We start from the raw sequence: 26,181 nt of genomic DNA, 5'->3' as shown, positions 1-26,181 counted from the left end.
TCAAGAAGTGAACGAGACGGATCAACTATTTCAGTAAGCGAGGCGACTTGAGAGGAGCGGATCAAGTAAATGAAAAAAAAAGAGCGACAAGCAATTATCAAAAAACTCTTTGTCCTACATCGGATTGAGTCTCAAGAAGAATTGATGAATTTATTAAAAAAAGAAAATGTTTCAGCTACCCAAGCCACGATTTCTAGAGACATGCGGGAAATGAACATCGCTAAAACGTATGCCAAAAATGGCCGACCGTATTATTCGATCTTTGAATCCAAAGAGCAGGATCTAGAAGACAGAATTGCGTTTTCGATGTATGAGTATCTAAAAAAGATTACGCAGATTGACTTTTTAGTTGTCGTTCATACGGCTGAAAACGGCGCCGATGTGATCGCCAATTATCTTGATGAAACGGAGCTGCCAGAAATTGTCGGCACGATTGCAGGGTTTGATATTTTATTGATCATCACGCCGTCACAAGAAGCGGCAGCAGAGGTCGTCGAGCGGTTGAATCATTATGTAGAAGGCTACGAGATGGGTTCGTCATTGTTTACTGGAGAAAAAAACGCAAAACAGCCCTGAGAATCGTTGAAGGAGCTGAACGTCACAAGCCCCAAGATCTCACAACCAAACGGGTGACGGCTTTTCATACCGATGGCTATTTTTAAAAAGAAAGAGTGCTTCTAATCTTGACGGAAGCACTCTTTTTTTGTGTGCAATGTCTCCATGGTTTGCTGGAAAAACAGTTGCATCACCAAATGAAAATGGTAAGATAGGAAAATGAGGAGTGAAAACTATGAAAAAATTACTGAAAGAACCGAATTTTTACTTTTGTATTGCAATTGCGGTAATGGTCATCCTCTTTATCAGCTCTTCACAAACCTATGAGCAGCAATCGCAAATTGGGTTGCTTTCACGAATCTTAAAAAACGAACCATTGAAAGAGTGGCTAGAGAAGATTTCTTTTTCCTATGCTGGTTCGGAGATCAGCATTGCGGAAAAAGGCTATTTCTCATTTGTGGAATTTTTCATTCGTAAAGGCGCGCATTTCTTTACCTATTTTGTCCTAGGTGGCAGTTTGTTCTTAACGCTTGTTTTTCGAAAACAGCCGTATTGGCTAGCCGCTTTTTTTGCTTGGTTGGCAGCCACCGGCTACGCTGGGATCGATGAATACCATCAAATGCTGACGGGAGGACGGACGCCGCTTTTTCAAGATGTCATGCTGGATTCAGCTGGAGCACTGACCGCCGTTCTTTTGGGCTGGTTGATTTGTCAGCTATCGAAAAAGTCACCTAAACGCCGCAAAAGATAACGAGTTTTCGGCGTTTTTAAGCGTTAAGTTGTCAGAAAGTATAAAAAACAAGAGGCGAAACCAATGGAAAAAAGTTTGAGTAGTGCCAAAAGAAAATCGGAGTTTGTCGTGCATGAAAGTTTACCGGTGGGGATTCTTCTTGCTATGGCGGGCGGTTTTTTAGATGCGTATACCTACTTGTTTCACGGGGAAGTGTTTGCAAGTATGCAGTCGGGGAATGTCATTTTGTTAGGGATCAATCTTTCAACGGGGCAGTTTGAACAAGCCTTTCGATATCTGCCACCAATCTTCATGTTTTTAGTGGGGATCGTAGTGACGAATTATCTGCAGCATCATTTTCCGACAGGGGGCTGGATCGTTTGGCAAAATGCCGCATTGATCTTTGAAGCAATCGGTATTTTTGTTCTGGGCTTTTTTGCTCGATCATTACCCAATGTCATGATCGATTCGGTGTTATCTTTTTTTGCGGCGATTCAATATGCCGCCTATCGTCGATTGGCAGGGATGCCCTATGCCACCACGATGACCACCGGCAACTTACGTTCACTGGCTGATTATGTGTACATGCGCTGGTTTAAAAAGGACCGATCAGTGACGCCCAAGATTATTTCTATTTCCTTGATCATCGGCGGCTTCTTTTTTGGTGCAGTCTTAAGCAGCTTGCTAGGGATTTTCTTATTCCACCGCACTATCTGGGTGGTTTCAGGGATTTTAGCCTTGGTGTTGGGGATCACAATCCATCATCAAAATAAACAATAGAAAAAAGACATTCGCTGGAATGTCTTTTTTGTCTTACTTTTTGGTGCTTGTGCGTGAATCTTTGAGATACAGTGCCGTTTCTACGAGTAGCGCTGCTAGAAGATAGCTGCCAAAAACGGCTACTTGGTAAAAAGCCTCTGCGATCAGCTCGTTGCGCTGCAATAAAACGACCCCGCCTAGAAAGAGCATCGCTAACAGGGAGAACCACTGCTGGGCAAAACGCCAATTGCTGACACTGGCTGTACTGCGCTTGGTGCGAAAGCCGAATACATAATTGGGTTCTTCTCGGTAAAAGCACCAGAAGACGATGAAAAAAATACCCGTAAAAATCAACAACAAAAGTCCAATATCGATCGAGATCACTACCTTTCACGTGCGATTTGTTGGATAAGTAAGTGAAGCCGCTAAAGATGAGTACATACTTATTGTATCCGCTATGAACGCTTCTATGAAGGGGAACAATCGAAAAATACGTGCTTCTAGCAAAAAAAACGGATGGCGATTTGCAGCGCCATCCGTTTTTTATCCCCGTTGAAAAGGGCCTTTTGGTGCAATCAATTCAAGATTGGTGCCGTCTGGATCTGTAAAGTAAGCGACGCCTGTCCCAAAGCCGCTTTTCAAACCGTCTTGTGCTTCAAAAACGATGGGGGTGCCGTCAGGCTCAACGCCAATGGCTTTTAGACGAGCAACGGCTTCATCAATATTTTCGACTTCAAAACAAAGATGCAGCGCGCTGATTTGCTCATTGGAATAGCTAGCTTTGTTGGATCTTGGTTCGACGTATTCTAAAAGATCGATGTTGAGATTGTCTAAATGAAGATTGGCATATTTGATCAGTGTATCTGCTAATCCTTGCGTTTGCGCCATGCGTTTGCCGCCGATCGTATCTTGATTGGCGATTTTCTTTCCCGTTAATGCTTCATAAAATTGGATGGAACGTTCGAGATTGCTGACGGTGATTCCAACGTGGTTGACCATTGAAAAGCCTGTGTTTGTGTTTGTCATTATACTTCCTCCTAAGGTTTTGTTTAGTATATCGTTTGGTTAATGAAAATCGAATGTGTCTGGATCTGGACCCACTCGTAAGTCTTCATTTAATGCGTTCAAGCGGTCCATGTCAGCTTCTGATAAATGGAAATCAAAAATCGCTGCATTAGCGATCATTCGCTCAGGGTGCGTCGATTTGACATTGACTAAGATCCCTTGTTGAATAGCCCAGCGTAAAAGCACTTGTGCCGCTGATTTTTGCTGTGCATCGGCGATCGCCAAGACGGTGTCATCTTTCAGCAGTTTGCCTTGCATCAATGGCGACCAAGCTTGGATCGCAATTGCTTTTTCGCCACAAAAAGCCCGCAGGTCTTGTTGCGTCAGTTTGGGGTGCAGCTCGATCTGATTGATAACAGGAACGACCTTAGCAATGGCCAATAATTGCTCCAGATGATGGATCTGGAAGTTGCTGACCCCGATCGCTTTGATTTTTCCAGCCGCATAGAGGTCTTCCAAGGCACGCCAGGACTCTTGAAATGCTTGATTTCCTGGCCAATGGATCAAGTACAAGTCGAGATACTCGAGGTTTAAGCGGGCCAGACTTTCATTGAAGGCGTGGATCGTTTCATCATAAGTTAAATGATCGTTCCAAAGTTTGGAAGTGACAAAGAGTTCTTCACGAGCCAACCCCGTTTCTTGTAAGCCTTGTTTGATTCCTGCCCCTGTTCCTGTTTCATTGCCGTAAATCGCTGCTGTATCAATCAGGCGATAGCCATTGATAATCGCTTGCTTCACGACCTCTGCTGTGTCAGCTTCAGGGATTTGAAAGACACCTAACCCCAACCCGGGGATTTCGCTGCCATTGTTCAGGGTAACGGTATCTGATAATTTTCCGATCATAAAAACATCTCCTTTATTTTTTTCTGGTATCATCATATAATGAGGAGGTAAGGTTGTATAGTACGTACTTTTTTGTTTGATACACACCTTTTGGTAACATTTATGTGTTTGCAGACTTGATGAGGTGGAAAAAATGGAAGAAAAAATTTATAATATCGGTGTTGAAGCAACCATGGATGTCATCGGCGGGAAGTGGAAACCCATCATTCTTTGTAATTTACGCCATGGGGCATTACGTCCCAGTGATTTACGGCGGAAGATCCCTGGCATCAGTCAAAAAATGTTGACCCAGCAATTGCGGGAATTAGAAGAATCTGACATCGTTACTCGCAAGTCCTATAATCAAGTACCACCTAAAGTTGAGTATTCCTTGAGTGAATATGGAGAAACCTTAGGCGGCTTATTGGATACTCTTTGCCAGTGGGGCACGATGCACGTTGCTGCACTGCAAGACAAAGGAGAGCAAGTTACTTTGTTAGAACAAGAAGAAGCGATTGTCTAGCAGAGGGCAATTGGCATGAGAAAAGGCGGCAGAAACCATTGGTTTCCGTCGGCCTTTTTAGGTTATGCTTGTTGGATCAATTCTAGAATGGCCTCAGTATTCATCCCGCTGTAATGATTGACGGGAAACGAAAGGCGCTTGATGCGTGGTGGGATGGCCTGCTTGATCATCGGATCTGTTAAAGAAAGCAAGGGATCGACCAAAACGAGTTTTTCTTGCGCAAAACGATAATTCGCCAGACGTTCTGGTGTCACAACAGTTACGCTGATTTGATCCTCTGACAGCAGTTGGATGTTGCGGGCGAAAATTTTAATCAGACTTCCAGCTAAAGTAGAACGATCAATAAAAACGACTTTTTCCAAAATGATTCTCCTTATTAATTAAAATGGTTAATTAAGTATATTAATTAAATCGTTCTTTGTAAATAGGAACATTTGGGAGACAACAAAAAAGCCGCAAAAGATTTTCTTTTGCAGCTTTTGGTTCGTCTATAAAAAGGTTTGATTCTTTTTCGATTAAATCACGATCACGGGTGTCCCGACTTCGGCTTTGCTGTACAATTCTTTCATCACGCCTGGCGGAGTATTGATACAGCCGTGAGAACCACGGGTTTTCCAAAGATCGCCACCGTATTCCGTCTGCCAATCAGAATCATGGATACCGACACCAGTCCAATCGATGGGCATCCAGTAATCAACAGGGGACGCATAATCTTCACCAGTCAAGGTTGCATCTTCTTCTTTGTTCCAGACATAGAAGACGCCAGTTGGTGTTGGTGTGGCTGGTTTTCCGGAAATTATGGCTGTTTCAAGAACAAGCTGTCCGTCTTTGTAATACCACATGTGTTGGTTTTTTAGATCAACTTCGATATAGGTGTTGCCAAACAGCGGACTGCCTGCATCGGTGCTTCCTTGAGCGATCGGTGTACGCGTGAAGTCTTCGCCAGCTTTTAACGCCTCGATCAATGCTTCTGTTTCTGCATCGGTTTGGATCGTCCAGCTAAGAGTACCGGCTGGGACTGTCACTTCGCCTTGCTTGGTACTTTTGAAGGTCGAAGAATTGGTGCTAGTATTGTATTGTTCGCCGATTGATGTGACATAGCTTCGTACTTTGTCTTCGTCGATCGTTGTGTTGCCGTCTTTATAAGAGAGCCAATCCATGATCGTTTCTCTTGGGATTTGAAACGTATTTCCGTTGATCGTATAATTGCCAGTTACTTTGGCGATTTTATTCAACGAATCCATTTCTTTCGTTAAGTCTGGATCATCGGCGGTCACACTTGGTTTTGTGACATAATCAACGAGATTCAGTTCCTTTTCGCCGCTGACGATGGCTTCTTGCAAGTCTGCCACTGCTTTGTCAACATCGATGGCATCGCCGTCAACTTCTGATTTGATAGAAAAGCCGTCTTCGCCTTTTTCCAACGTGGCATCAGCCGATTTGGTACGATCTTCATTTAAGGTTTCGAGTTCTTTTTGGATCGTGTTGGTCTCGCTAGTCAAGGTGTCTTGGTCTACTGAGAGATTGTCTAATGTTTTTTCTTCGGCAGCCGAAACGTAAGCCATTCCCCAGCTCCACTGGTTTTGTTCATCTTTTAATGATTGCAGCTCATCGGTGAAATCCGTCTGCAAACCAAATTGAGCAAGGTTGACTGTTTTCCATTCGCTATCACCATCTTTGATGGTAAAGTCTTCTTGTGAATAGCGATCATGCAGCAGGGCGTTGGCCTCGACAACGGTTTTGTTGCTGATGTCGATCCCATCGATTTCAGTCTTTGGTAGAAAACGGTTTGCATAATATGTACTTCGGTAGGTATAGCCGCCAGCGATCACTACGAGTAAAGCAGCCACAACGATCAGAACAATTTTCTTCGTATTATTCTTGGCGTCAGTATGTTTGTTTGAACGAGTCATTCAACTACTCCTTTTTTTCTAATGGCATAATAGATAATAACGCTTAAATCATACCATATTCCCACGGGAAAGCGAATATGGCAAATGAAACTTCCATGAAAAATAGAAAATTCTTAAACTATCTTTAGGCAAGCTGTAGAAACGCATTTCTTACGATAAAAAAACTGAACGAATCGGCAGCAAGCCATCTTGATCAAAGGATTCTGAAAAAGAGTGAGCTGGAGGATTCGTTCAGTCGCATAATTGACTAACTAAAATTGACTATTTAACACGAGGGAAAAGAAATTATTGATTGTCTTCCGCATCTAATTTTGCAAAAGCTTCATCAAGAATATCTTTTAATTGTTTTGCCGAAGCGGCCATCCGGTCTTTTTCACCATCTGTTAATGGGATCTCAATTACTTTTTGAATCCCTTGGGCATTGATGACTGCAGGCGCACCGATGTACAAGTCGTTTAAGCCGTATTCGCCGTTCATGTACACAGATAATGGGAGAACAGCATTTTCATCGTCTAAGATCGCACGAGTGATCCGTGCTAAGGCTACCGCGATCCCGTAGAAGGTCGCACCTTTTTTCTCGATGATGGTGTAGGCTGCATCACGAACACTGAAGAAAATGTTGACCATTGCTTCTTCATCGATGTCTGGGTTGTTTTTGACCCATTCATAGATTTGTAAGCCAGCTACGTTGGCATGAGACCAAACAGGGAATTCTGAATCGCCGTGTTCCCCTAAGATATAGGCATGGACGTTACGGGCATCGACATCGACCAATTCAGCCAATGCTTGACGGAAACGGGCAGAGTCTAATGAGGTACCTGAACCGATAACGCGTTCTTTCGGGAAGCCTGAGAATTTCCAAGTAGAATAAGTCAAAATATCGACTGGGTTTGCTGCAACTAAGAAAATTCCGTTAAAGCCTGAATCAACGATTTGGGTAACTACTTCACGGTTGATTTTCAAGTTTTTATGAACTAAGTCTAAACGGGTTTCGCCTGGTTTTTGAGGCGCACCAGCAGTAATAACGACTAAATCAGCATCATGTGCATCTTCATAAGAAGCGGCATAGATTTTTTTAGGGGAAGTAAATGCCAAAGCATGGGACAAGTCAATTGCGTCGCCTTCTGTTTTTGCTGTATTTATATCAATGATTCCGACTTCTTGCGCAATGTTTTGGGTCACCAGCGCAAACGCGTAACTAGAACCAACCGCACCGTCTCCAACAAGAATTACCTTTTGGTGATCTTTTTTGTTCGTTTTTGCAGTCATCTGTGTATCATTCCTTCCGCATAATTGTTTTACTCGCTATCATCCTACCATTTTCAAGTATGTTTGTCATGTGATTTGCACAACAATATTACACAAAATATCGCTGTTTCAGTTGTAAATGCTTTCTTTGTTATTACGTCAAAAAGAAGATATATCAAGGTTTTATTAAGATTCGTTAAGAAAGATAAAAACTGAGCAAGAGGGTGCCACCATAACAGTCCATTTCGTGTTATAATTACCTAAGCAAAAGAACTGGGCGCATTTGTGTGCCCAGTATTTTGTGTTTGGATAAGAAAACCGATAAAATAGATGAAGAATCAGCTTGAAACTAGAAATAATGGAGCGTAAATAAAAAATGAAAATGATTGTGGGCTTGGGAAATCCTGGCAAAAAATATGAAAAAACCAAACATAATGTTGGCTTTATGGTAGTGGATGCGTTGGCACAAAAGTACCAAGCAACCTTTAAAAAGTCGGCTTTTGAAGCAGAGGTGGCAGAGTTTTTCTTGAATGGTGAAAAAATCCTTTTGGTCAAACCACAAACTTTCATGAATGAATCCGGTCGTGCGGTAGGCCCGTTGATGACCTATTTTGGCATCTACCAAGAAGAACTAGTGGTGGTCTATGATGACCTCGATTTAGCATTAGGGAAAATTCGTTTGCGCCAAAAAGGCAGTGCAGGTGGCCACAATGGGATCAAGAGTTTGATCGCTCATTTGGATTCAACAGTCTTTGACCGTATCAAAATCGGGATCGATCGTCCACGTCCAGGACAAACCGTGGTCAATCATGTCCTGAGTCCTTTTGCAAAAGACGACCTGCCCATCGTTTTACAAAGTATTGATAAAGCGGTCGAGGCAAGTAGTGATTACTTGACCAACGGCGACTTTCTTGCCACAATGAATCGATTTAACTAAGGAGGGCCGAGATGGATTTAATTGAATTAATAAATAAAGTGCCGACAGTGGCGGCTTGGCATACAGGTTTACGTGAACAGGCCCCCCGGCAATTACTGACCGGTCTAGCTGGATCGGCAAAAACATTAGCGATCACTGGTGTGTATCAGGCATTTCAAAAACAAGTGATCGTCGTGACCCCAAATCTCTATTATACAAATCAACTAGCCGAAGATCTGCGCAATGTGACGGAAGATGTCTATGTTTTTCCAGTGGATGAAGTGTTGTCAGCCGAAATGGCTTTTTCTTCACCAGAAGCCAGAGAAGAACGCGTGGCAGCGCTGAATGCTGTTTCTCAAGGGAAAACGGGGATCTATGTGTTGCCGGTAGCGGCTTTGCGAAAGTATTTGCCTGAAAAGAAAACCTGGTTAGCCAATCAATTTCAATGGCAGATCGGCGATGAGATCGATTTAGAGCGTTTGCCGCAACAATTGATCTTGATGGGTTACGAACGTCAGTCAATGATTGGCAAACCTGGCGAATTCAGTATTCGTGGGAGCATCCTCGATATTTATCCATTAAACGCCGAATATCCCGTACGGATCGAGTTATTCGATGTAGAAATCGACTCGATGCGTTCTTTCAACGTGGAAACGCAACGCTCAGTGGAAACGCTGCAGCAAGTGGCTATTTTACCCACTACCGAATTGGTTTTCTCAGCGGAAGATTTAGCTGCGGGGCAAAAGCAGCTGCAAGAATTATTGAACAAACGGTTGGCAGTCACCAAAGAAGCAACCGATCGCGCCTTTTTAGAAGATTATTTTGGCCAGTTGGCTTCTCAATGGCAAGCAGGGATTCCTGGTGAAAGTGCCCGTTATTACACGGATTTACTGTATCGTCAGCAAACGAGTGTCTTAGATTATTTTTCTGAAGATGCCTTTTTGATGATCGATGATTATGCTCGGATCATGGAGACCAATCGTGAGATCGAACGGGAAGAGGCGGAGTGGCATACCCAAAAATTAGCGGAGCTGCGAGTCTTTTCTGAACAGCAATTCGGGATCGATGTCCATCAGCTGCTGCAAAAAGAAACCTTTGTGACCAGCTTCTTTTCTTTATTCCAAAAAGGAATGGGGAACATTCGCTTCCAAGCGATCCATCAATTCCAATACCGGCCGATGCAGCAGTTTTTCAGCCAAATGGGTCTCTTGAAAGTTGAAATCGATCGCTGGGAGAAGCAGCAGCAGACGGTGATTTTTCTGGTCAGTGACCAAGAGCGGGCCAAGAAGTTAGAGCAAGATCTGCGAGATCATGATATCTATGCCGTGCAGACGCAACAAGATCGCCTGTTTACAGGACGCACCCAAATCGTGGTGGAACGTTTGCAAAGCGGCTTTGAAATGCCGCAAGACAAGCTAGTGGTGGTTACGGAAAAAGAAATTTTCCAAAAGATGAACAAAAAAAGAGCCCGCAGGCAAAATGTCACCAATGCGGAACGGCTCAAAAGCTACAATGAGTTAAAAGCGGGCGATTATGTCGTCCATGCGAATCATGGGATCGGGAAGTACATCGGCATGGAAACCTTAGAAGTCGATGGCGTCCACCAAGATTACATGACGATCTTGTACCAAAACGAAGACAAGCTCTTTATTCCAGTCACCCAACTGAATTTGATTCAAAAATATGTGGCTTCCGAATCGAAAACACCGAAAATCAATAAATTAGGTGGCAGCGAGTGGGCGAAGACCAAGCGCAAAGTGACGGCTAAAATTGAAGACATTGCAGATGATTTGATTTTATTGTATGCCAAACGCGAATCAGAAAAAGGCTATGCCTTTCAACCAGACGATGCCTATCAAAAAGAGTTTGAAGATGCCTTTCCGTATTCGGAAACCGATGATCAGCTGCGCAGTACGGCAGAGATCAAGCGGGATATGGAAAAAGAAAAGCCGATGGACCGCTTGTTAGTCGGGGATGTCGGTTTTGGGAAAACAGAAGTGGCGCTGCGGGCTGCTTTTAAAGCGATCAAAGAAAGCAAACAAGTGGCTTTCTTAGTACCGACAACGATCTTGGCGCAGCAGCACTATGAAACGATGGTCGATCGTTTTGAAGGATTCCCCGTCAATGTTGGGGTACTGAGTCGTTTTCGGACGAAAAAACAGCAGAATGAAACGATCGAGCAAGTGCGCAAAGGGCAAGTCGATATTTTGGTGGGGACCCACCGATTATTGTCAAAAGATGTCGAGTTTGCTGATTTGGGCTTATTGGTGATCGATGAAGAACAACGGTTTGGGGTCAAACACAAAGAGCGCTTGAAACAACTGCGTTCGCAAGTCGATGTGTTGACGTTGACGGCAACGCCGATCCCACGAACATTGCATATGTCGATGCTGGGGGTACGGGACCTATCTGTGATCGAAACACCACCAGAAAATCGTTACCCGATCCAAACCTATGTGATGGAGATGAATCCAGGAGCAGTGCGAGAAGCGATCCAACGGGAGATGGCACGGGGAGGTCAAGTGTTTTATCTCTATAATCGTGTCGATACGATCGAGCGAAAAGTCGAAGAACTGCAGGCGTTAGTGCCAGACGCACGAATCGCGTATGCCCACGGGCAAATGACCGAGATTCAATTGGAAAATACCCTGTTTGACTTTATTGAAGGGCAATACGATGTGTTGGTGACGACGACGATCATTGAAACCGGTGTGGATATTCCCAATGCCAATACGTTGTTTGTGGAAAATGCCGATTACATGGGGCTTTCGACGTTGTATCAGCTGCGCGGCCGTGTCGGTCGGAGCAATCGGGTCGCCTATGCGTATTTCATGTACGAACAGCAAAAAGTGTTGAATGAAGTCAGTGAAAAACGGCTGCAAGCCATTAAGGACTTTACCGAGTTGGGGTCAGGTTTCAAAATCGCGATGCGAGATCTTTCGATTCGTGGAGCGGGTAATCTATTGGGGGCGCAGCAGCACGGCTTTATCGATGCAGTCGGGTTTGACATGTACTCGCAAATGCTGTCTGAAGCAGTCACTCGGAAACAAGGGAAAAATACCCAAACAGAAAAAACGACCGTCGAGATCGATCTGGGGATCGATGCCTACTTACCGACTTCGTATATTGAAGACGAACGGCAAAAAATCGAGATCTACAAACGAATTCGTGAGCTGGAATCCCAAGAAGCAGTTGATGAACTTCAAGATGATCTGTTAGACCGTTTCGGTGAATACCCTGTAGAAGTGGCGCATCTCTTAACGGTGGGCGAGATCAAGATGAACGGCGATCGTGCCTTGTTAGAAACTATCCGTAAGCAGCAGCAGACGGTGTCGTTTATTTTGAGTAAAGTCGGCACGAAAAATTATTCGGTGGAGCAGCTGTTTGAAGCATTGAAAGCTACTAAATTAAAAGCCACGATGGGTGTCGATCATGAGCAAATGACCATCAAATTACAGATTCCGCCAGTGATGAAGGAAAGCACCTGGCTATTAGAAATCCAAGATTTTGTCAAAGCGTTACGGGAACAAAAATACGCCAGCCAAGGCTAGAAAGGAACCAGAGGGATGCCGAAATCACAATTGAAGCGTACGATGGAAGGGGCGTTTATTTTAACGATCGCTTCCTTTATCGCAAAAATCTTAAGTGCCGTTTATCGGGTCCCTTTTCAGAACCTGGTAGGGGACGAAGGGTTTTATGTGTATCAACAAGTCTATCCGATTTATGGATTGGCGATGACGTTAGCGTTGTCAGGGTTGCCACAGTTTATCTCCCGCATCGTCGCTGAAGAACCCGATCCTTTGAAAAGCAAGGAACGGCTGCAAGCGTTGACGCCTTTCGTGCTTTGGTCTGCGATCAGTTTATGGGCGGTGACCTTTTTATTTGCTGGTCCGATCGCGCAAGTGATGGGGGACCACCAACTGGCGGGCTTGATTCGAGTCGTTTCTTTTACCTTCTTATTTGTCCCGCCTTTGACCTTTTATCGAGGAATGTTTCAAGGAAATTTGCAAATGGTGCCGACAGCAGTTTCCCAAGTCGTAGAGCAGCTGCTTAGAGTTGGTGTGATTTTAGGTGCTGCGGCAGCTTTCCAGCAATTGGGCTGGACGATTTATCAAACGGGGACTGTCGCCATGATGGGTGCCTTAGTCGGGGGCCTTGCGGCGTGGTGGATCTTAAGTTATTATAGCCGACAAATCAACGGCAAACGCTTATCGCTATGGCATAAACCAGTCACCAGTACAGGAGAAAATCCCGCTGGTTTATCCGCCTCGTTGAAGAAACGGTTCTTCTTAGAAGGCGGTCTGTTGACGATTTATAGCGGCTATTTGATCTTGTTCCAGTTAGCGGATTCGTTTTTATTGACCAATGCGCTAGAAGCGGGGGGGATGACGGCACAAGCAGCCCGAATTTCAAAAGGGATCTATGATCGCGGACAACCCCTCGTCCAACTAGGTCTTGTGGTGGCGATGGCGTTAAGCTCGACGTTTTTGCCAACGTTGACCAAGTATTTGACGGTAAAAAATCAGCAGCTGTTTGAAAAGTCGGCAAAAATGTATTTGCGCCTAACGATCGGGATTGCTTCGGCTTCTGCCGTGGGCTTAGCGATTTTGCTGCCTTATATTAACTTTGCCTTATTCAAAGACGGTTCTGGCAATGCGGCGCTGGTATTGTTTGTCTTTTCTATCGCTCTGATGGCGACGATCCAAGCCTATCAAAGCATTCAACAAAGTCGCAATACCTATACCTTCGGCTTGCTCGCTGCGGGGATCGGTCTTTTGATCAAATGTCTATCGATGTGGCCGCTGACTGCTTCGTATGGGACTGCAGGAGCGAGTATCAGTACACTGTTGGGGTTAGGCGCGACCTTATGCTGTTTTGTGGTTTCCGAACAGCGTCGAGCACAAAGCAGCATCAATCACTTTTGGCATGAAGGAAATTATGGAAAAAAACTATTTATTTGTTTAGGGATCATGGCAAGCGTGCTATTCTTATATTATAGCTTCGTTGCGATCTTATTGAACGGTCCTTTGACCCATCGACTACAGGCACTGCTTTTTTGCCTAGGCGGTGTCGGTCTGGGAGGCGCAGCCTTTATCGGGGCAGCGATCAAAATCAAATTGTTAACGATTCGCGAATGGCTGTTAGTTCCATTTGGAAAGAAACTATTAAGAAGAGGTGAAAAACATGAGATTAGATAAATTTCTTAAAATCTCCCGTATCATCAAGCGTCGCTCTGTGGCCAAAGAAGTGGCAGACAAGGGACGCATTCAGATCAACGGCAAATTAGCCAAGTCAAGCAGTGACGTCAAAGTAGGCGATACCATGCGTATTCAATTCGGGAATAAGGTCTTGGAAGTAAAAGTCAATGAATTGCATGAATCGACGAAAAAAGAAGACGCTGCAAAAATGTATGAGATCGTTTCAGAGGAAAGAATCTCAGAAAATGCTTGATTTTTACGGCATTTTCAGTTAGACAAGCTTTGCGGATGTTGGTATAATGTAAAAAACAAAGACAGCGACGGGAGCGAGTTCAGGTGGCAAAAGAATCAAATAAAAAAATAGAACTATTGCAGACCGATTATGCGAAAGAGCAATTTGCCAAGTTTGAAAAAGAGCGGCGACAAGTCGTGTTTCGCCGACGTCGGCTGGTGGCGTTTTTCGTGGCGGCATTAGCGATATTTGCAATCGTAGGGATTCAAATGTTCAACGATCAAATGCGCCTGCAAAAGCTAAAGGAATATAAGGCGGAAACAGTCGCCGAACAAAAAGAGGCAGAACAAAAGGTGGCTTCACTGGAGCGAGACGTTGCCTTGCTGCAAGACGATGAGTATGTGGCAAAATTGGCCCGCAGCCGATTCTTCTACTCAAAAGATGGCGAAAAAATCTATCCAGTCTTGCCAGACGGGACGGATTCTCAAAACACCAATGAGCGTTCTTCGCAAAGCGGACAAGAATCATCATCCACAGAGTCACAAGATTAAGCAATGTCATACCTACTCAGCGCAGTAGTTTGAATTATTTTAAATGGGTAAAAATTAGGAGGAACATTTTTTATATGTCAATCGAAGTTGGAGCGAAACTAAAGGGCAAAGTGTCTGGTATTACAAATTTTGGTGCGTTCATTGATCTTGGTGAAGGGAAAACTGGTTTGGTGCATATCAGTGAAGTATCAAACGGATTCGTCAAAGACATTCACGACGTGTTGTCTGTTGGGGATGAAGTGACAGTACTTGTTACGGCAATCGGCAACGATGGAAAAATCGGCCTATCGATCCGCAAAGCAGAAGATAAACCGGAAGAAAAACGTGAATACCCGAAAAAAGAATTCAATCGACCAAATCCGAAAAAATCTTTTTCACGCAATCAAAATACGAATGTAAATAAACAAGACTTCGATTCATTGATGAGTTCTTTTCTAAAAGATAGTGATGATCGTCTTTCGTCATTACGTCGAAATACAGAAGGAAAACGCGGTGGCCGCGGCGGACGCCGTAACTAAACATGAATAGCAAGTTGGAAAAAGCTGGAACAAAACTGTTGGTTCGTTTTGTTTCAGCTTTCTTTCTTGTGGGTCTACCAAATGAAAAGGAGGTCAAACGATGGTCATTCAAACCGTTCGAGGGCAACTCACTGCCATCGATCCTGATAAAAACCGCCGCTTTTTGCTGGCGGTATCGACGGGCGTCGATTCGATGGTCTTGTTGCAGAGCTTTTGTCAGTTGTTTCCTGAAATGCAAAAAGAGCCATGTTTTGGTGTGGCACATGTGAACCATCAATTGCGTCCAGCATCTGCCAAGGAAGCGGCTTTTTTACGGCAGTACTGCCAAGAACGCGGCATTCCTTTTTATGAACGGTGTTGGGAAAATCCGCCAGAAACCGGCGTAGAAGCTAGCGCTCGAAACTTTCGCTATACATTTTTTGCCGACGTCATGTCTCAAGAAGGCTATGATGTTTTGCTGACTGCTCACCACAGTGATGACCAAGTAGAAACGATGTTGATGAAGATGATGCGAGAAGGGCGCTTGCGATCGGCTGGCGGGATGAAACAGCAGCAGCCTTTTCACACAGGGATCTTGTTGCGTCCACTGCTTACTGTCAGCAAGGCAGCGATTTACGACTATGCGCAAGCACAGCAGATTCCCTACTTTGAAGACGAAAGCAATCACGAACCGCTGTATTTGCGAAACCGACTACGCCAGCAAGTAGTGCCAGCCTTAAAAGCGGAAAATCCGCAGCTGCTGCCGCATTTTCAACAGCTTTCTGAAGAAGTACAGTTCGCCAATCAGCTGATCCAACAAGAGCAGCAGCAATGGTTGTCTGCATTCGTTCAACAGCAAGCTGCTCGCTTAGTGATCGATCTGCAACAGCTGCCGACGTTTTCGCCAGCGCAACGCTATTTTTTCTATGCGGGTTTTTTACAGCAAGCAGAGGCTTTCACGAAGCAGCCCCTCAATCAAAAACAGCTGCCGCAGTTATTGCGTCTGCTGGATGAAAAGAAAGGGCAATGGCAATTGGCGTTGCACAAACAGTGGCAGCTGCGGCGCAGTTATGACCAATTGTTATTGGAACCTGTTACTGTTCCCCAAAAGCCTGCAGCGCCGTTGACAGAAGTTAGTCAGCGACTGGTTTTAGGGGAGGGGATCTATCTTTCTGAAAAGGAATGGATTGGGTATTTTCCGATAAATGAACAGCATATTCCCAAAAAAATCACAAATTGGTCAGAGTTTTCCCAAGATTTACCGCTAAACTATTCCTCTGAGCTGGTGGTGCGTAAGCGCCAGCCGGGAGACCGAATCCGCTTGGCTCGTGGTCTGACCAAAAAGATCAGTCGTTTTTTTATCGATTCAAAAATTCCTAATGAAGTGCGAGAAAAAAGTTGGGTCGTCACAAACCTTGAAAAAGAGGTGATTGCCTTACTACCTCATACATTTTCCTATTTGAGTATTGCGCCAGAAACTGATAAAATACACTACATACTTCTTTATAAATATCAGAAGTAAGAGTTGGAAGGAGAACTTTATGCTAGATAAAGATATTGAGAAAATTTTGATTTCCCGTGACGAAATCAAAAATCGTTGTGTGGAACTTGGTCAAGAATTAACGGCGGCTTATGCGGATAAAAATCCTCTAGTCGTAGGTGTGCTGAAAGGTGCCGTTCCTTTCATGGCAGACATCGTCCGTGAGATGGATTGTTACTTGGAGTTAGACTTCATGGATGTCTCAAGTTATGGCAATGCCATGATTTCATCTGGAGAAGTCAAGATCATCAAAGATTTAGATACAAATGTTGAGGGCCGTGATCTCTTGATCGTTGAAGACATCATTGACAGCGGTCGCACATTGGCTTATCTGGTGGATCTATTCAAATACCGTAAAGCGAAATCAGTGAAAATCGTAACGTTATTAGATAAGCCAGAAGGTCGTGTCGTTGAGATCGATGCAGATTATGTCGGCTTCGATGTGCCAAATGAGTTTGTTGTTGGATATGGACTGGACTATGCAGAGCAATATCGAAACTTACCTTACGTTGGCGTCTTAAAACCTAGTGTTTATCAGTCAAATTAGTGACTGTTCTAAATCAATTGTGATACAATTAAATGGTCAGGATTGATAAAACAAAATAGCCAGGGAGGTACGCATGAATAAGAAAAATAACGGTATGGTAAAAAATACCTTATATTATGTACTTGTCTTGTTGGCGATGGTCATGGTCGTATATTTCATTTTTGGAAATGGCAATCAGCAGACCCCAACGATCGAGTACTCCACGTTTACAGAGCAACTGAAAGACGGGAAGATCAAACAGTTTACTGTTCAACCCGCTAACGGTGTGTATCGAATCGTGGGTGAATACAATGAAGAACAAACCGTCAGCAATGACAACAGCTTGTCTGTTTTAGGCAATACACAGGCGAGTTCGACCCGCTTTTCAACGATCATTTTACCAAATGATTCTACATTGAGCGAAGTCACTAGTTTGGCCTCGGCAGAAGGGGTCAAAACTACCATCGAAGAAGAATCCAACAGCGGCATTTGGTTATCGCTTTTGGTTAGTTTCTTACCACTTGTGATCATCATTTTCTTCTTCTACATGATGATGAGCCAACAAGGTGGCGGCGGTGGCGGTGGCGGCCGTGTGATGAACTTTGGCAAATCAAAAGCCAAAGAAGCGGATAAAAAAGCCAACCGCGTACGTTTTTCAGACGTAGCCGGCGCAGAAGAAGAAAAACAAGAGCTTGTCGAAGTCGTGGAATTCTTGAAAGATCCTCGACGTTTCGTTGAATTAGGTGCTCGTATCCCAGCAGGCGTCTTACTTGAGGGACCTCCGGGAACCGGGAAAACGTTACTAGCCAAAGCCGTTGCTGGTGAGGCTGGCGTACCGTTTTACTCGATCTCTGGTTCAGATTTCGTTGAAATGTTTGTCGGTGTCGGTGCAAGCCGGGTACGTGACTTATTTGAAACAGCGAAGAAAAATGCACCAGCCATCATCTTTATTGATGAAATCGATGCCGTCGGTCGCCAACGTGGTGCCGGTATGGGTGGCGGGCATGATGAACGGGAACAAACATTGAACCAATTATTGGTTGAGATGGATGGTTTTGATGGGAATGAAGGCGTGATCGTCATTGCCGCAACGAACCGTTCGGATGTTCTAGATCCAGCGTTGCTGCGTCCAGGTCGTTTTGACCGTCAGATTTTGGTTGGTCGTCCAGACGTGAAAGGTCGTGAAGCGATCCTCCGTGTCCATGCCCGCAACAAACCATTATCAGATGATGTTGATTTGAAAGTTGTTGCCCAACAAACACCAGGCTTTGCCGGTGCGGATCTGGAAAACGTCTTGAACGAAGCGGCATTAGTTGCTGCTCGTCGTAACAAGAAAAAAATCGATGCTTCAGATATCGATGAAGCAGAAGACCGCGTGATCGCTGGTCCTGCGAAGAAAGATCGGGTCATCAACAAACGCGAACGTGAAATGGTTGCTTACCATGAAGCAGGACATACCATTGTTGGGTTAGTCTTGAGTCGTGCCCGTGTGGTACACAAAGTAACGATCATTCCTCGGGGACGTGCGGGTGGTTACATGATCGCCTTGCCGAAAGAAGATCAATTCTTGATGACCAAAGAAGATATGTTTGAACAAATCGTTGGGTTGCTTGGTGGACGTACGGCTGAAGAAATCATCTTCGGGGTACAATCAACAGGTGCTTCCAATGACTTTGAACAAGCAACTGCGCTTGCAAGAAGCATGGTGACAGAATATGGAATGAGCGACAAATTAGGTCCAGTTCAATATGAAGGAAACCATCAAGTCTTTGTCGGTCGTGATTATGGTCAAACAAAAGCTTACTCTGAACAAGTTGCCTTTGAAATCGATCAAGAAGTTCGCAAGATTTTAATGGATGCTCATCAAAAAGCCCATGAAATCATTGAAGAACACCGTGCACAGCACAAATTGATCGCTGAAAAACTACTTGAACATGAAACATTAGATGCCAAAGCAATCAAATCCTTGTTTGAAGAAGGCAAAATGCCTGAAGGAACCGAAAGCTCTGAGTATCCTAGTGAAAAAGCTCAAACGTTTGAAGAAGCGAAACGTGCGCTGGAAGAAAAAGATGCAGAGAAGCAAGCTGCAGAAAAACACAGCGAAGATGCACCATCAAACGATTTTGATCAACAATTGGAAGATGTTCGCCGCAATAGCGAAAGCCAACCGACTGATCAAGAAAACAAAGATGATAACGCCTAAAATAAGACGTATCAAGGCACCGAGGAAACTCGGTGCCTTTTTGTTTCTATTTAAGAAGACTTTCCTTAAATTCAAACACATTCAGTTGAAAAAAGCGGCGCTTCCTAGTATGATTCATTAATGAATAAAAAGGAGAATCAAGATGAAGGATTATTTAGTAAAAGCACTAGCATATGACGGCTTCGTCCGAGCATACGCCGTATCGGCAACAGAAACGATCGCCGAAGCACAACGACGCCATGAAACATGGAATACGGCATCCGCTGCTTTAGGGCGAGCGATGGTGGGAAGTTTGTTATTAGGCAGTACCTTAAAAGGGGAAGACAAATTGACCGTCAAAATCCAAGGAAATGGTCCTGCTGGGGCAATCGTCGTAGACAGCAATGGTCGTGGGGACGTAAAAGGATACATAAAAAATCCGCAGATCAGTCTGCCGTTGAACCCTCAAGGAAAATTGGATGTTCAGGGCGCAGTGGGTGACCAAGGGATCTTTACCGTGATCAAAGACTTAGGGCTAAAAGAACCCTTTTCTGGACAAACACCGATCGTCTCTGGGGAGCTTGGGGAAGACTTTACTTATTATTTAGCAGTGTCAGAACAGATTCCTTCTGCTGTTGGTCTAAGTGTATTAGTAGAAACCGATGATTCGATTCGGGCAGCCGGCGGTTTTATGCTACAGATCATGCCTGGTGCCAGTGAAGAAATCATTGATGCCATCGAAAAACGTTTGGGAGAATTGCCTCGAGTATCAACCTTGATCGATGAAGGCCAATCACCAGAAGAGATCTTAGCGACATTGTTGCCAGATACGACGATCGAAGTACTAGAAAAAATGCCCGTCCAGTTCCATTGTGATTGCACGAAAGAAAAATTTGCGACAGCGATCATCACCTTAGGGGCTGACGAGATCCAAGCGATGATCGATGAAGACCACGGGGCAGAGGCAGTCTGCTCATTTTGTGGCAACAAGTATCATTTTGATGAAACGGAATTGGCGGCATTGAAGAAAGAGGCGGAAGCGTAAGTGAAAGATAGACAGACATGGCAGATCGGCTCGGTTGAGATTCCTAACCGCGTCGTCGTTGCGCCAATGGCAGGGATCACCAATTCTGCATTTCGTGTGACAGTCAAAGAATTTGGCGCGGGTTTAGTCGTCTGTGAAATGATTAGTGACCGAGGGATTCAACTGCGTAATAAGAAGACCCTTGAGATGCTGTTTATTGACGAGACGGAGCATCCTCTTAGTATTCAGATTTTTGGTGGGAATAAAGCATCTTTGGTAGAAGCAGCGCAATTTGTCGCAGAGAACACAACTGCCGATATCATTGATATCAACATGGGGTGTCCTGTAAACAAAATCATCAAAGCAGAAGCTGGTGCGAAGTGGCTTTTAGATCCCGACAAGGTTTATGAAATGGTCCATGCTGTTTCCAGTGCGATCGACAAGCCCGTTACCGTCAAAATGCGGATCGGTTGGGATGAGCAGCACGTCTTTGCGGTTGAGAATGCCCAAGCCGCAGAAGCAGCGGGTGCCGCAGCGATCGGTATGCATGGCAGAACCCGTGTACAGATGTATGAAGGATCGGCTGATTGGGACGTGTTGAAACAAGTGAAGCAAAGTATCACGATTCCCTTTATGGGCAACGGCGATGTCAAAACCCCTGAAGATGCCAAACGAATGTTGGAAGAAGTCGGTGCAGATGCAGTGATGATCGGACGGGCAGCGTTAGGCAATCCGTGGATGATCCACCGCACCAAGCAATACTTGGAGACAGGCGAGTTATTGCCGGAACCAACACCACGAGAAAAAATTTCGACAGCGAAACTTCATTTAGAACGGTTGGCTGATCTAAAAGGGGAAAAAATCGCTTCGCGAGAATTTCGTCAACATGCTGCGTACTACTTAAAAGGTATTTCGCGGGCAGCCAAAGTCAAAGCGGCAATCAACCAAGCGGAAGATAAGCAGACGATTTTTGATTTATTAGATGCATTTGTGGAAAAGACCGAAAAACAGCCGCTAGCAACTCTTAAGGAATAAGAAACAAATCAAGTCGATTCGAAAGTTCGGCTTGATTTTTTGTGTCATCATTGGCATTATAAGAAGGAAACCCAAGTTAAGAATGGAGGAAAACTCGTGACAGAGGAACGACAAACACAAGAAGAATTGAATGATCAAATGTTGGTTCGCCGTGAAAAGATGGAAAAACTACGGGAAGAAGGCATTGATCCTTTTGGCAAGCGATTCGAACGCACCCATAATTCTGCCGAGTTACATGAGTTATTTGATCAAAGAACCAAAGAAGAATTAGCCGAAATGAATCTTTCAGCAAGCATTGCAGGAAGAATCGTTACAAAACGTGGAAAAGGGAAGGCTGGTTTTGCGCATTTACAAGACCGCGAAGGCCGTATTCAAATATATGTACGTAAAGACCAAGTAGGGGATGAACCTTACGAAGTATTCAAACACGCAGACTTAGGTGATTTCTTCGGCGTATCTGGCGAGATCATGAAGACCGATACCGGCGAAGTGACCATCAAAGCCAAAGAAATCGTGATCTTATCAAAAGCATTGCGTCCATTGCCTGATAAATACCATGGCTTGACGAACGTAGAACAACGCTACCGTCAACGTTACTTGGATTTGATCAGTAATAAAGAAAGCTTTGATCGTTTCATGAAACGAAGCCAAATCATCAGCGAAATTCGTCGTTACCTTGACGGTCATGGGTATATCGAAGTCGAAACGCCAGTATTGCATAATCAAGCGGGTGGTGCAGCGGCTCGTCCCTTCATTACCCACCACAATGCCTTAGACATGGATCTGTATTTACGGATCGCTCTTGAGCTTCACTTAAAACGATTGATCGTGGGCGGCATGGAAAAAGTTTATGAGATCGGCCGCGTTTTCCGAAATGAAGGAATCGATACGACCCATAACCCTGAGTTTACGATGCTAGAAGCGTATACGGCATATACAGATTTTAAAGATGTGATGGATCTAACCGAAGGCATTATCCGTAATGCTGCTGAAAAAGTCTTGCATACAGCAACGATCCAATACGATGGACAAGAAGTCGATCTAGCTAGCGATTTTGCACGAATCCATATGGTCGATGCAATCAAAAATCAAACAGGTGTGGATTTCTGGCAACCAATGTCCGTTGAAGAAGCCCGCAGCTTAGCGAAAGAACATCATGTTGAAATCACTGATGCCATGACTGTTGGCCATATCATCAATGAATTCTTTGAGACATTTGTTGAAGAAACGTTACAGCAGCCAACCTTTGTCTTCGGTCATCCAGTGGAAGTTTCGCCATTAGCGAAAAAGAATCCAGAAGATGAACGCTTTACCGACCGCTTTGAATTATTTATCGTTGGTCGTGAATTTGCGAATGCCTTCACGGAACTAAATGATCCAATCGATCAAAGAGAACGTTTTGAAGGGCAAGAAAAAGAGCGCGAAGCAGGAAATGATGAAGCCCATGGGGTGGATGAAGATTTCTTAGAAGCACTTGAATACGGTATGCCGCCAACTGGTGGATTAGGGATCGGGATCGATCGCTTAGTGATGCTGTTGACAGATGCGCAATCGATTCGCGACGTTTTATTATTCCCAACAATGAGATAAAAAAACTCCGTCCACTCGCAAGAGATGGGCGGCTTTTTTTCTTGTCTGCTGGATCAGGGAGAAAAACAGCGAGGAATTAGAGGGGAAAACGCCACGATAGTTGCCAGAAAACGGATTAAATGCGAACGATAAAAGCTGGATCCAATGCGATTAGACGGGTTTGTAAAAATTGAAAAAAGCCATAGAAAATGATTGACCGCAAGGGATTTAGTTGGTATATTATTACATGTGCCAAATGACTAAATGAATTCCTAAAAAGAATTGAAAAAAGTAGTTGACGCACAGCTCGACAGATGATATTATAACGAAGTCGCAATTTTAAAATAGTTAATTGATGTTGATACATCAACAAAATTAATTGAAAAAAGTTGTTGACAAATAACAAATCATTTGTTATTCTAATTAAGTCGCTGAGACAGCCGCTACGAAGTTGAAAAACAACGAGCGAAAAAACTTTTAAAAAAGAGTTGACAATCAAATGCCACTCTGATATGATATAAAAGTTGCTAACACAGCACGGTAGACCTTTGAAAACTGAACAAAGCAAGCAAACGAACCAATGTGTAGGGCGTTTCAATTTATTGGAACAAATACATGCAAGCAATAGCTAGCAAAGTTAATTTTTATGAGCTTAATGACCGTATGGTCATTCAAACAAATCATTATGAGAGTTTGATCCTGGCTCAGGACGAACGCTGGCGGCGTGCCTAATACATGCAAGTCGAACGCTTTTTCTTTCACCGGAGCTTGCTCCACCGAAAGAAAAAGAGTGGCGAACGGGTGAGTAACACGTGGGTAACCTGCCCATCAGAAGGGGATAACACTTGGAAACAGGTGCTAATACCGTATAACACTATTTTCCGCATGGAAGAAAGTTGAAAGGCGCTTTTGCGTCACTGATGGATGGACCCGCGGTGCATTAGCTAGTTGGTGAGGTAACGGCTCACCAAGGCAACGATGCATAGCCGACCTGAGAGGGTGATCGGCCACACTGGGACTGAGACACGGCCCAGACTCCTACGGGAGGCAGCAGTAGGGAATCTTCGGCAATGGACGAAAGTCTGACCGAGCAACGCCGCGTGAGTGAAGAAGGTTTTCGGATCGTAAAACTCTGTTGTTAGAGAAGAACAAGGATGAGAGTAAAACGTTCATCCCTTGACGGTATCTAACCAGAAAGCCACGGCTAACTACGTGCCAGCAGCCGCGGTAATACGTAGGTGGCAAGCGTTGTCCGGATTTATTGGGCGTAAAGCGAGCGCAGGCGGTTTCTTAAGTCTGATGTGAAAGCCCCCGGCTCAACCGGGGAGGGTCATTGGAAACTGGGAGACTTGAGTGCAGAAGAGGAGAGTGGAATTCCATGTGTAGCGGTGAAATGCGTAGATATATGGAGGAACACCAGTGGCGAAGGCGGCTCTCTGGTCTGTAACTGACGCTGAGGCTCGAAAGCGTGGGGAGCGAACAGGATTAGATACCCTGGTAGTCCACGCCGTAAACGATGAGTGCTAAGTGTTGGAGGGTTTCCGCCCTTCAGTGCTGCAGCAAACGCATTAAGCACTCCGCCTGGGGAGTACGACCGCAAGGTTGAAACTCAAAGGAATTGACGGGGGCCCGCACAAGCGGTGGAGCATGTGGTTTAATTCGAAGCAACGCGAAGAACCTTACCAGGTCTTGACATCCTTTGACCACTCTAGAGATAGAGCTTCCCCTTCGGGGGCAAAGTGACAGGTGGTGCATGGTTGTCGTCAGCTCGTGTCGTGAGATGTTGGGTTAAGTCCCGCAACGAGCGCAACCCTTATTGTTAGTTGCCATCATTTAGTTGGGCACTCTAGCGAGACTGCCGGTGACAAACCGGAGGAAGGTGGGGATGACGTCAAATCATCATGCCCCTTATGACCTGGGCTACACACGTGCTACAATGGGAAGTACAACGAGTTGCGAAGTCGCGAGGCTAAGCTAATCTCTTAAAGCTTCTCTCAGTTCGGATTGTAGGCTGCAACTCGCCTACATGAAGCCGGAATCGCTAGTAATCGCGGATCAGCACGCCGCGGTGAATACGTTCCCGGGCCTTGTACACACCGCCCGTCACACCACGAGAGTTTGTAACACCCGAAGTCGGTGAGGTAACCTTTTGGAGCCAGCCGCCTAAGGTGGGATAGATGATTGGGGTGAAGTCGTAACAAGGTAGCCGTATCGGAAGGTGCGGCTGGATCACCTCCTTTCTAAGGAATATTTCGGAAGACTACACACCGTTTGCCTTTGTTCAGTTTTGAGAGGTCTACTCTCAAGTAAATACCCGGGGCCTTAGCTCAGCTGGGAGAGCGCCTGCTTTGCACGCAGGAGGTCAGCGGTTCGATCCCGCTAGGCTCCATTAACGACAATGGTCGTTAAGCTTTGTTCATTGAAAACTGGATATCGAAGAAATAATCAAAACAAGTAACACACACCGAGTTGAAATGTTAAAAGAGTTTTTTAATAAGTTCAACGCTTATTTTCTTGAGCAACCTTCTATCGCTAGAAGAAGTACTCAAAACCGACCGCAAGGTCAAAGGTTAAGTGAATAAGGGCGCACGGTGGATGCCTTGGCACTAGGAGCCGATGAAGGACGGGACTAACACCGATATGCTTTGGGGAGCTGTAAGTAAGCTATGATCCAGAGATTTCCGAATGGGGGAACCCAGCATCTTTTATAGGATGTTACGTCTGCGTGAATACATAGCGCAGTCGAGGTAGACGCAGAGAACTGAAACATCTAAGTACCTGCAGGAAGAGAAAGAAAATTCGATTCCCTGAGTAGCGGCGAGCGAAACGGGAAAAGCCCAAACCAACAAGCTTGCTTGTTGGGGTTGTAGGACTCCGATATGGTAGTCTATTCAGATAGTCGAAATACTTGGAAAAGTATGTCAAAGAGGGTAAAAACCCCGTAGGCGAAATTTGGATAACACCTAGGAGGATCCTGAGTACGGCGGAACACGAGGAATTCCGTCGGAATCCGGGAGGACCATCTCCCAAGGCTAAATACTCCCTAGTGACCGATAGTGAACCAGTACCGTGAGGGAAAGGTGAAAAGCACCCCGGAAGGGGAGTGAAATAGATCCTGAAACCGTGTGCCTACAACAAGTTAGAGCCCGTTAATGGGTGATAGCGTGCCTTTTGTAGAATGAACCGGCGAGTTACGATAGCATGCGAGGTTAAGTTGAAGAGACGGAGCCGTAGCGAAAGCGAGTCTGAATAGGGCGAATGAGTATGTTGTCGTAGACCCGAAACCATGTGATCTA

Annotated in this window: 22 protein-coding genes, 1 tRNA gene and 2 rRNA genes (1 of these 25 only partly in view); 19 read left to right on the top strand and 6 right to left on the bottom strand. The window is 44.8% G+C overall.

The window, feature by feature from the left end; genetic code table 11:
* Positions 1–69 precede the first annotated feature (69 nt).
* The 3 genes from IGI71_RS15950 to IGI71_RS15940 all read left to right on the top strand — a co-directional run bounded on the left by IGI71_RS15950 (position 70) and on the right by IGI71_RS15940 (position 2,065).
* A complete protein-coding gene (locus tag IGI71_RS15950) occupies positions 70–576 on the top strand; it encodes an arginine repressor (protein WP_430615916.1) in 507 nt (168 codons plus the stop codon).
* Positions 577–790: 214 nt separating this feature from the next.
* On the top strand, positions 791–1,306 hold the full coding sequence (locus IGI71_RS15945) for a VanZ family protein (protein ID WP_010748978.1): 516 nt from the start codon (positions 791–793) through the stop codon (positions 1,304–1,306).
* 63 nt (positions 1,307–1,369) lie between these two features.
* Complete coding sequence (locus tag IGI71_RS15940) at positions 1,370–2,065, top strand: YoaK family protein (protein WP_430615914.1); 696 nt, start codon at positions 1,370–1,372, stop codon at positions 2,063–2,065.
* Positions 2,066–2,098: 33 nt separating this feature from the next.
* On the opposite strand, the gene IGI71_RS15935 is transcribed toward IGI71_RS15940, so the two are convergent.
* The 3 genes from IGI71_RS15935 to IGI71_RS15925 all read right to left on the bottom strand — a co-directional run bounded on the left by IGI71_RS15935 (position 2,099) and on the right by IGI71_RS15925 (position 3,988).
* Complete coding sequence (locus IGI71_RS15935) at positions 2,099–2,428, bottom strand: SdpI family protein (RefSeq protein ID WP_016608455.1); 330 nt, start codon at positions 2,426–2,428, stop codon at positions 2,099–2,101.
* 159 nt (positions 2,429–2,587) lie between these two features.
* Complete coding sequence (locus IGI71_RS15930) at positions 2,588–3,070, bottom strand: VOC family protein (RefSeq protein WP_430615912.1); 483 nt, start codon at positions 3,068–3,070, stop codon at positions 2,588–2,590.
* A 39-nt stretch (positions 3,071–3,109) separates the two neighbouring features.
* Positions 3,110–3,988 carry an aldo/keto reductase gene (locus IGI71_RS15925; RefSeq protein ID WP_371179787.1) on the bottom strand — a complete coding sequence of 293 codons (879 nt, stop codon included), beginning with the start codon at positions 3,986–3,988 and terminating at the stop codon, positions 3,110–3,112.
* A 97-nt stretch (positions 3,989–4,085) separates the two neighbouring features.
* On the opposite strand from IGI71_RS15925, the gene IGI71_RS15920 reads away from it, so the two are divergent.
* Positions 4,086–4,454 carry a winged helix-turn-helix transcriptional regulator gene (locus tag IGI71_RS15920; RefSeq protein WP_005233339.1) on the top strand — a complete coding sequence of 123 codons (369 nt, stop codon included), beginning with the start codon at positions 4,086–4,088 and terminating at the stop codon, positions 4,452–4,454.
* 62 nt (positions 4,455–4,516) lie between these two features.
* On the opposite strand, the gene IGI71_RS15915 is transcribed toward IGI71_RS15920, so the two are convergent.
* From IGI71_RS15915 to IGI71_RS15905, 3 genes are all read right to left on the bottom strand, one after another.
* A complete protein-coding gene (locus tag IGI71_RS15915) occupies positions 4,517–4,816 on the bottom strand; it encodes a hypothetical protein (RefSeq protein WP_010748994.1) in 300 nt (99 codons plus the stop codon).
* Positions 4,817–4,969: 153 nt separating this feature from the next.
* Positions 4,970–6,367, bottom strand: coding sequence for a L,D-transpeptidase family protein (locus IGI71_RS15910; protein WP_010748995.1), 1,398 nt, complete (start codon positions 6,365–6,367; stop codon positions 4,970–4,972).
* Positions 6,368–6,652: 285 nt separating this feature from the next.
* Entirely contained in the window at positions 6,653–7,636 is a 984-nt protein-coding gene (locus IGI71_RS15905) for an L-lactate dehydrogenase (RefSeq protein WP_005230720.1), read from the bottom strand.
* A gap of 355 nt (positions 7,637–7,991) precedes the next feature.
* Here IGI71_RS15905 and pth point away from each other — a divergent pair, with 355 nt between their 5' ends.
* From pth to IGI71_RS15830, 15 genes are all read left to right on the top strand, one after another.
* Entirely contained in the window at positions 7,992–8,552 is a 561-nt protein-coding gene (pth, locus tag IGI71_RS15900) for an aminoacyl-tRNA hydrolase (protein WP_005230721.1), read from the top strand.
* 11 nt (positions 8,553–8,563) lie between these two features.
* Positions 8,564–12,082 (top strand): transcription-repair coupling factor, encoded by a 3,519-nt coding sequence (gene mfd / locus IGI71_RS15895; protein ID WP_010748996.1) that lies wholly within the window; start codon positions 8,564–8,566, stop codon positions 12,080–12,082.
* Between the two features lie 15 nt (positions 12,083–12,097).
* Complete coding sequence (locus IGI71_RS15890) at positions 12,098–13,729, top strand: polysaccharide biosynthesis protein (RefSeq protein WP_010748997.1); 1,632 nt, start codon at positions 12,098–12,100, stop codon at positions 13,727–13,729.
* Entirely contained in the window at positions 13,716–13,982 is a 267-nt protein-coding gene (locus tag IGI71_RS15885) for an RNA-binding S4 domain-containing protein (RefSeq protein ID WP_005230745.1), read from the top strand. The genes IGI71_RS15890 and IGI71_RS15885 overlap by 14 nt, the downstream gene beginning before the upstream one ends.
* An 83-nt stretch (positions 13,983–14,065) precedes the next feature.
* The gene (locus IGI71_RS15880; RefSeq protein ID WP_005230746.1) at positions 14,066–14,512 is read left to right on the top strand and encodes an FtsB family cell division protein; all 447 of its coding nucleotides are present in this window, start codon (positions 14,066–14,068) and stop codon (positions 14,510–14,512) included.
* 74 nt (positions 14,513–14,586) lie between these two features.
* Complete coding sequence (locus tag IGI71_RS15875) at positions 14,587–15,030, top strand: S1 domain-containing RNA-binding protein (RefSeq protein ID WP_010748998.1); 444 nt, start codon at positions 14,587–14,589, stop codon at positions 15,028–15,030.
* A 100-nt stretch (positions 15,031–15,130) separates the two neighbouring features.
* Positions 15,131–16,531, top strand: a complete 1,401-nt coding sequence (gene tilS, locus IGI71_RS15870) for a tRNA lysidine(34) synthetase TilS (protein ID WP_430615910.1) — start codon at positions 15,131–15,133, stop codon at positions 16,529–16,531.
* Between the two features lie 19 nt (positions 16,532–16,550).
* Positions 16,551–17,096, top strand: coding sequence for a hypoxanthine phosphoribosyltransferase (hpt, locus tag IGI71_RS15865; protein WP_005230750.1), 546 nt, complete (start codon positions 16,551–16,553; stop codon positions 17,094–17,096).
* Positions 17,097–17,169: 73 nt separating this feature from the next.
* Entirely contained in the window at positions 17,170–19,278 is a 2,109-nt protein-coding gene (gene ftsH, locus IGI71_RS15860) for an ATP-dependent zinc metalloprotease FtsH (RefSeq protein ID WP_010749000.1), read from the top strand.
* A gap of 142 nt (positions 19,279–19,420) precedes the next feature.
* Entirely contained in the window at positions 19,421–20,302 is an 882-nt protein-coding gene (hslO, locus tag IGI71_RS15855; RefSeq protein ID WP_010749001.1) for an Hsp33 family molecular chaperone HslO, read from the top strand.
* The gene (dusB, locus tag IGI71_RS15850; RefSeq protein WP_005230757.1) at positions 20,303–21,316 is read left to right on the top strand and encodes a tRNA dihydrouridine synthase DusB; all 1,014 of its coding nucleotides are present in this window, start codon (positions 20,303–20,305) and stop codon (positions 21,314–21,316) included.
* 96 nt (positions 21,317–21,412) lie between these two features.
* Positions 21,413–22,906: a lysine--tRNA ligase gene (gene lysS / locus IGI71_RS15845; RefSeq protein WP_005230758.1), complete on the top strand. Its 1,494-nt coding sequence runs from the start codon at positions 21,413–21,415 to the stop codon at positions 22,904–22,906.
* A gap of 660 nt (positions 22,907–23,566) precedes the next feature.
* A 16S ribosomal RNA gene (locus tag IGI71_RS15840) occupies positions 23,567–25,125 on the top strand.
* Between the two features lie 76 nt (positions 25,126–25,201).
* Positions 25,202–25,274: transfer RNA gene (locus IGI71_RS15835), tRNA-Ala, on the top strand.
* Between the two features lie 179 nt (positions 25,275–25,453).
* Positions 25,454–26,181: ribosomal RNA gene (locus tag IGI71_RS15830) — 23S ribosomal RNA — on the top strand; it runs 2,187 nt beyond the window's last position.
* The 16S and 23S rRNA genes sit together here with 1 tRNA gene alongside, the layout of an rRNA operon.

It is taken from the genome of Enterococcus sp. DIV1279b, from assembly GCF_050531515.1.
In the GTDB taxonomy this organism is placed as follows: domain Bacteria; phylum Bacillota; class Bacilli; order Lactobacillales; family Enterococcaceae; genus Enterococcus_D; species Enterococcus_D casseliflavus.
The sequence above is the reverse complement of the archived record's forward strand: the minus strand, read 5'-3'. Positions and strand labels throughout refer to the sequence as shown.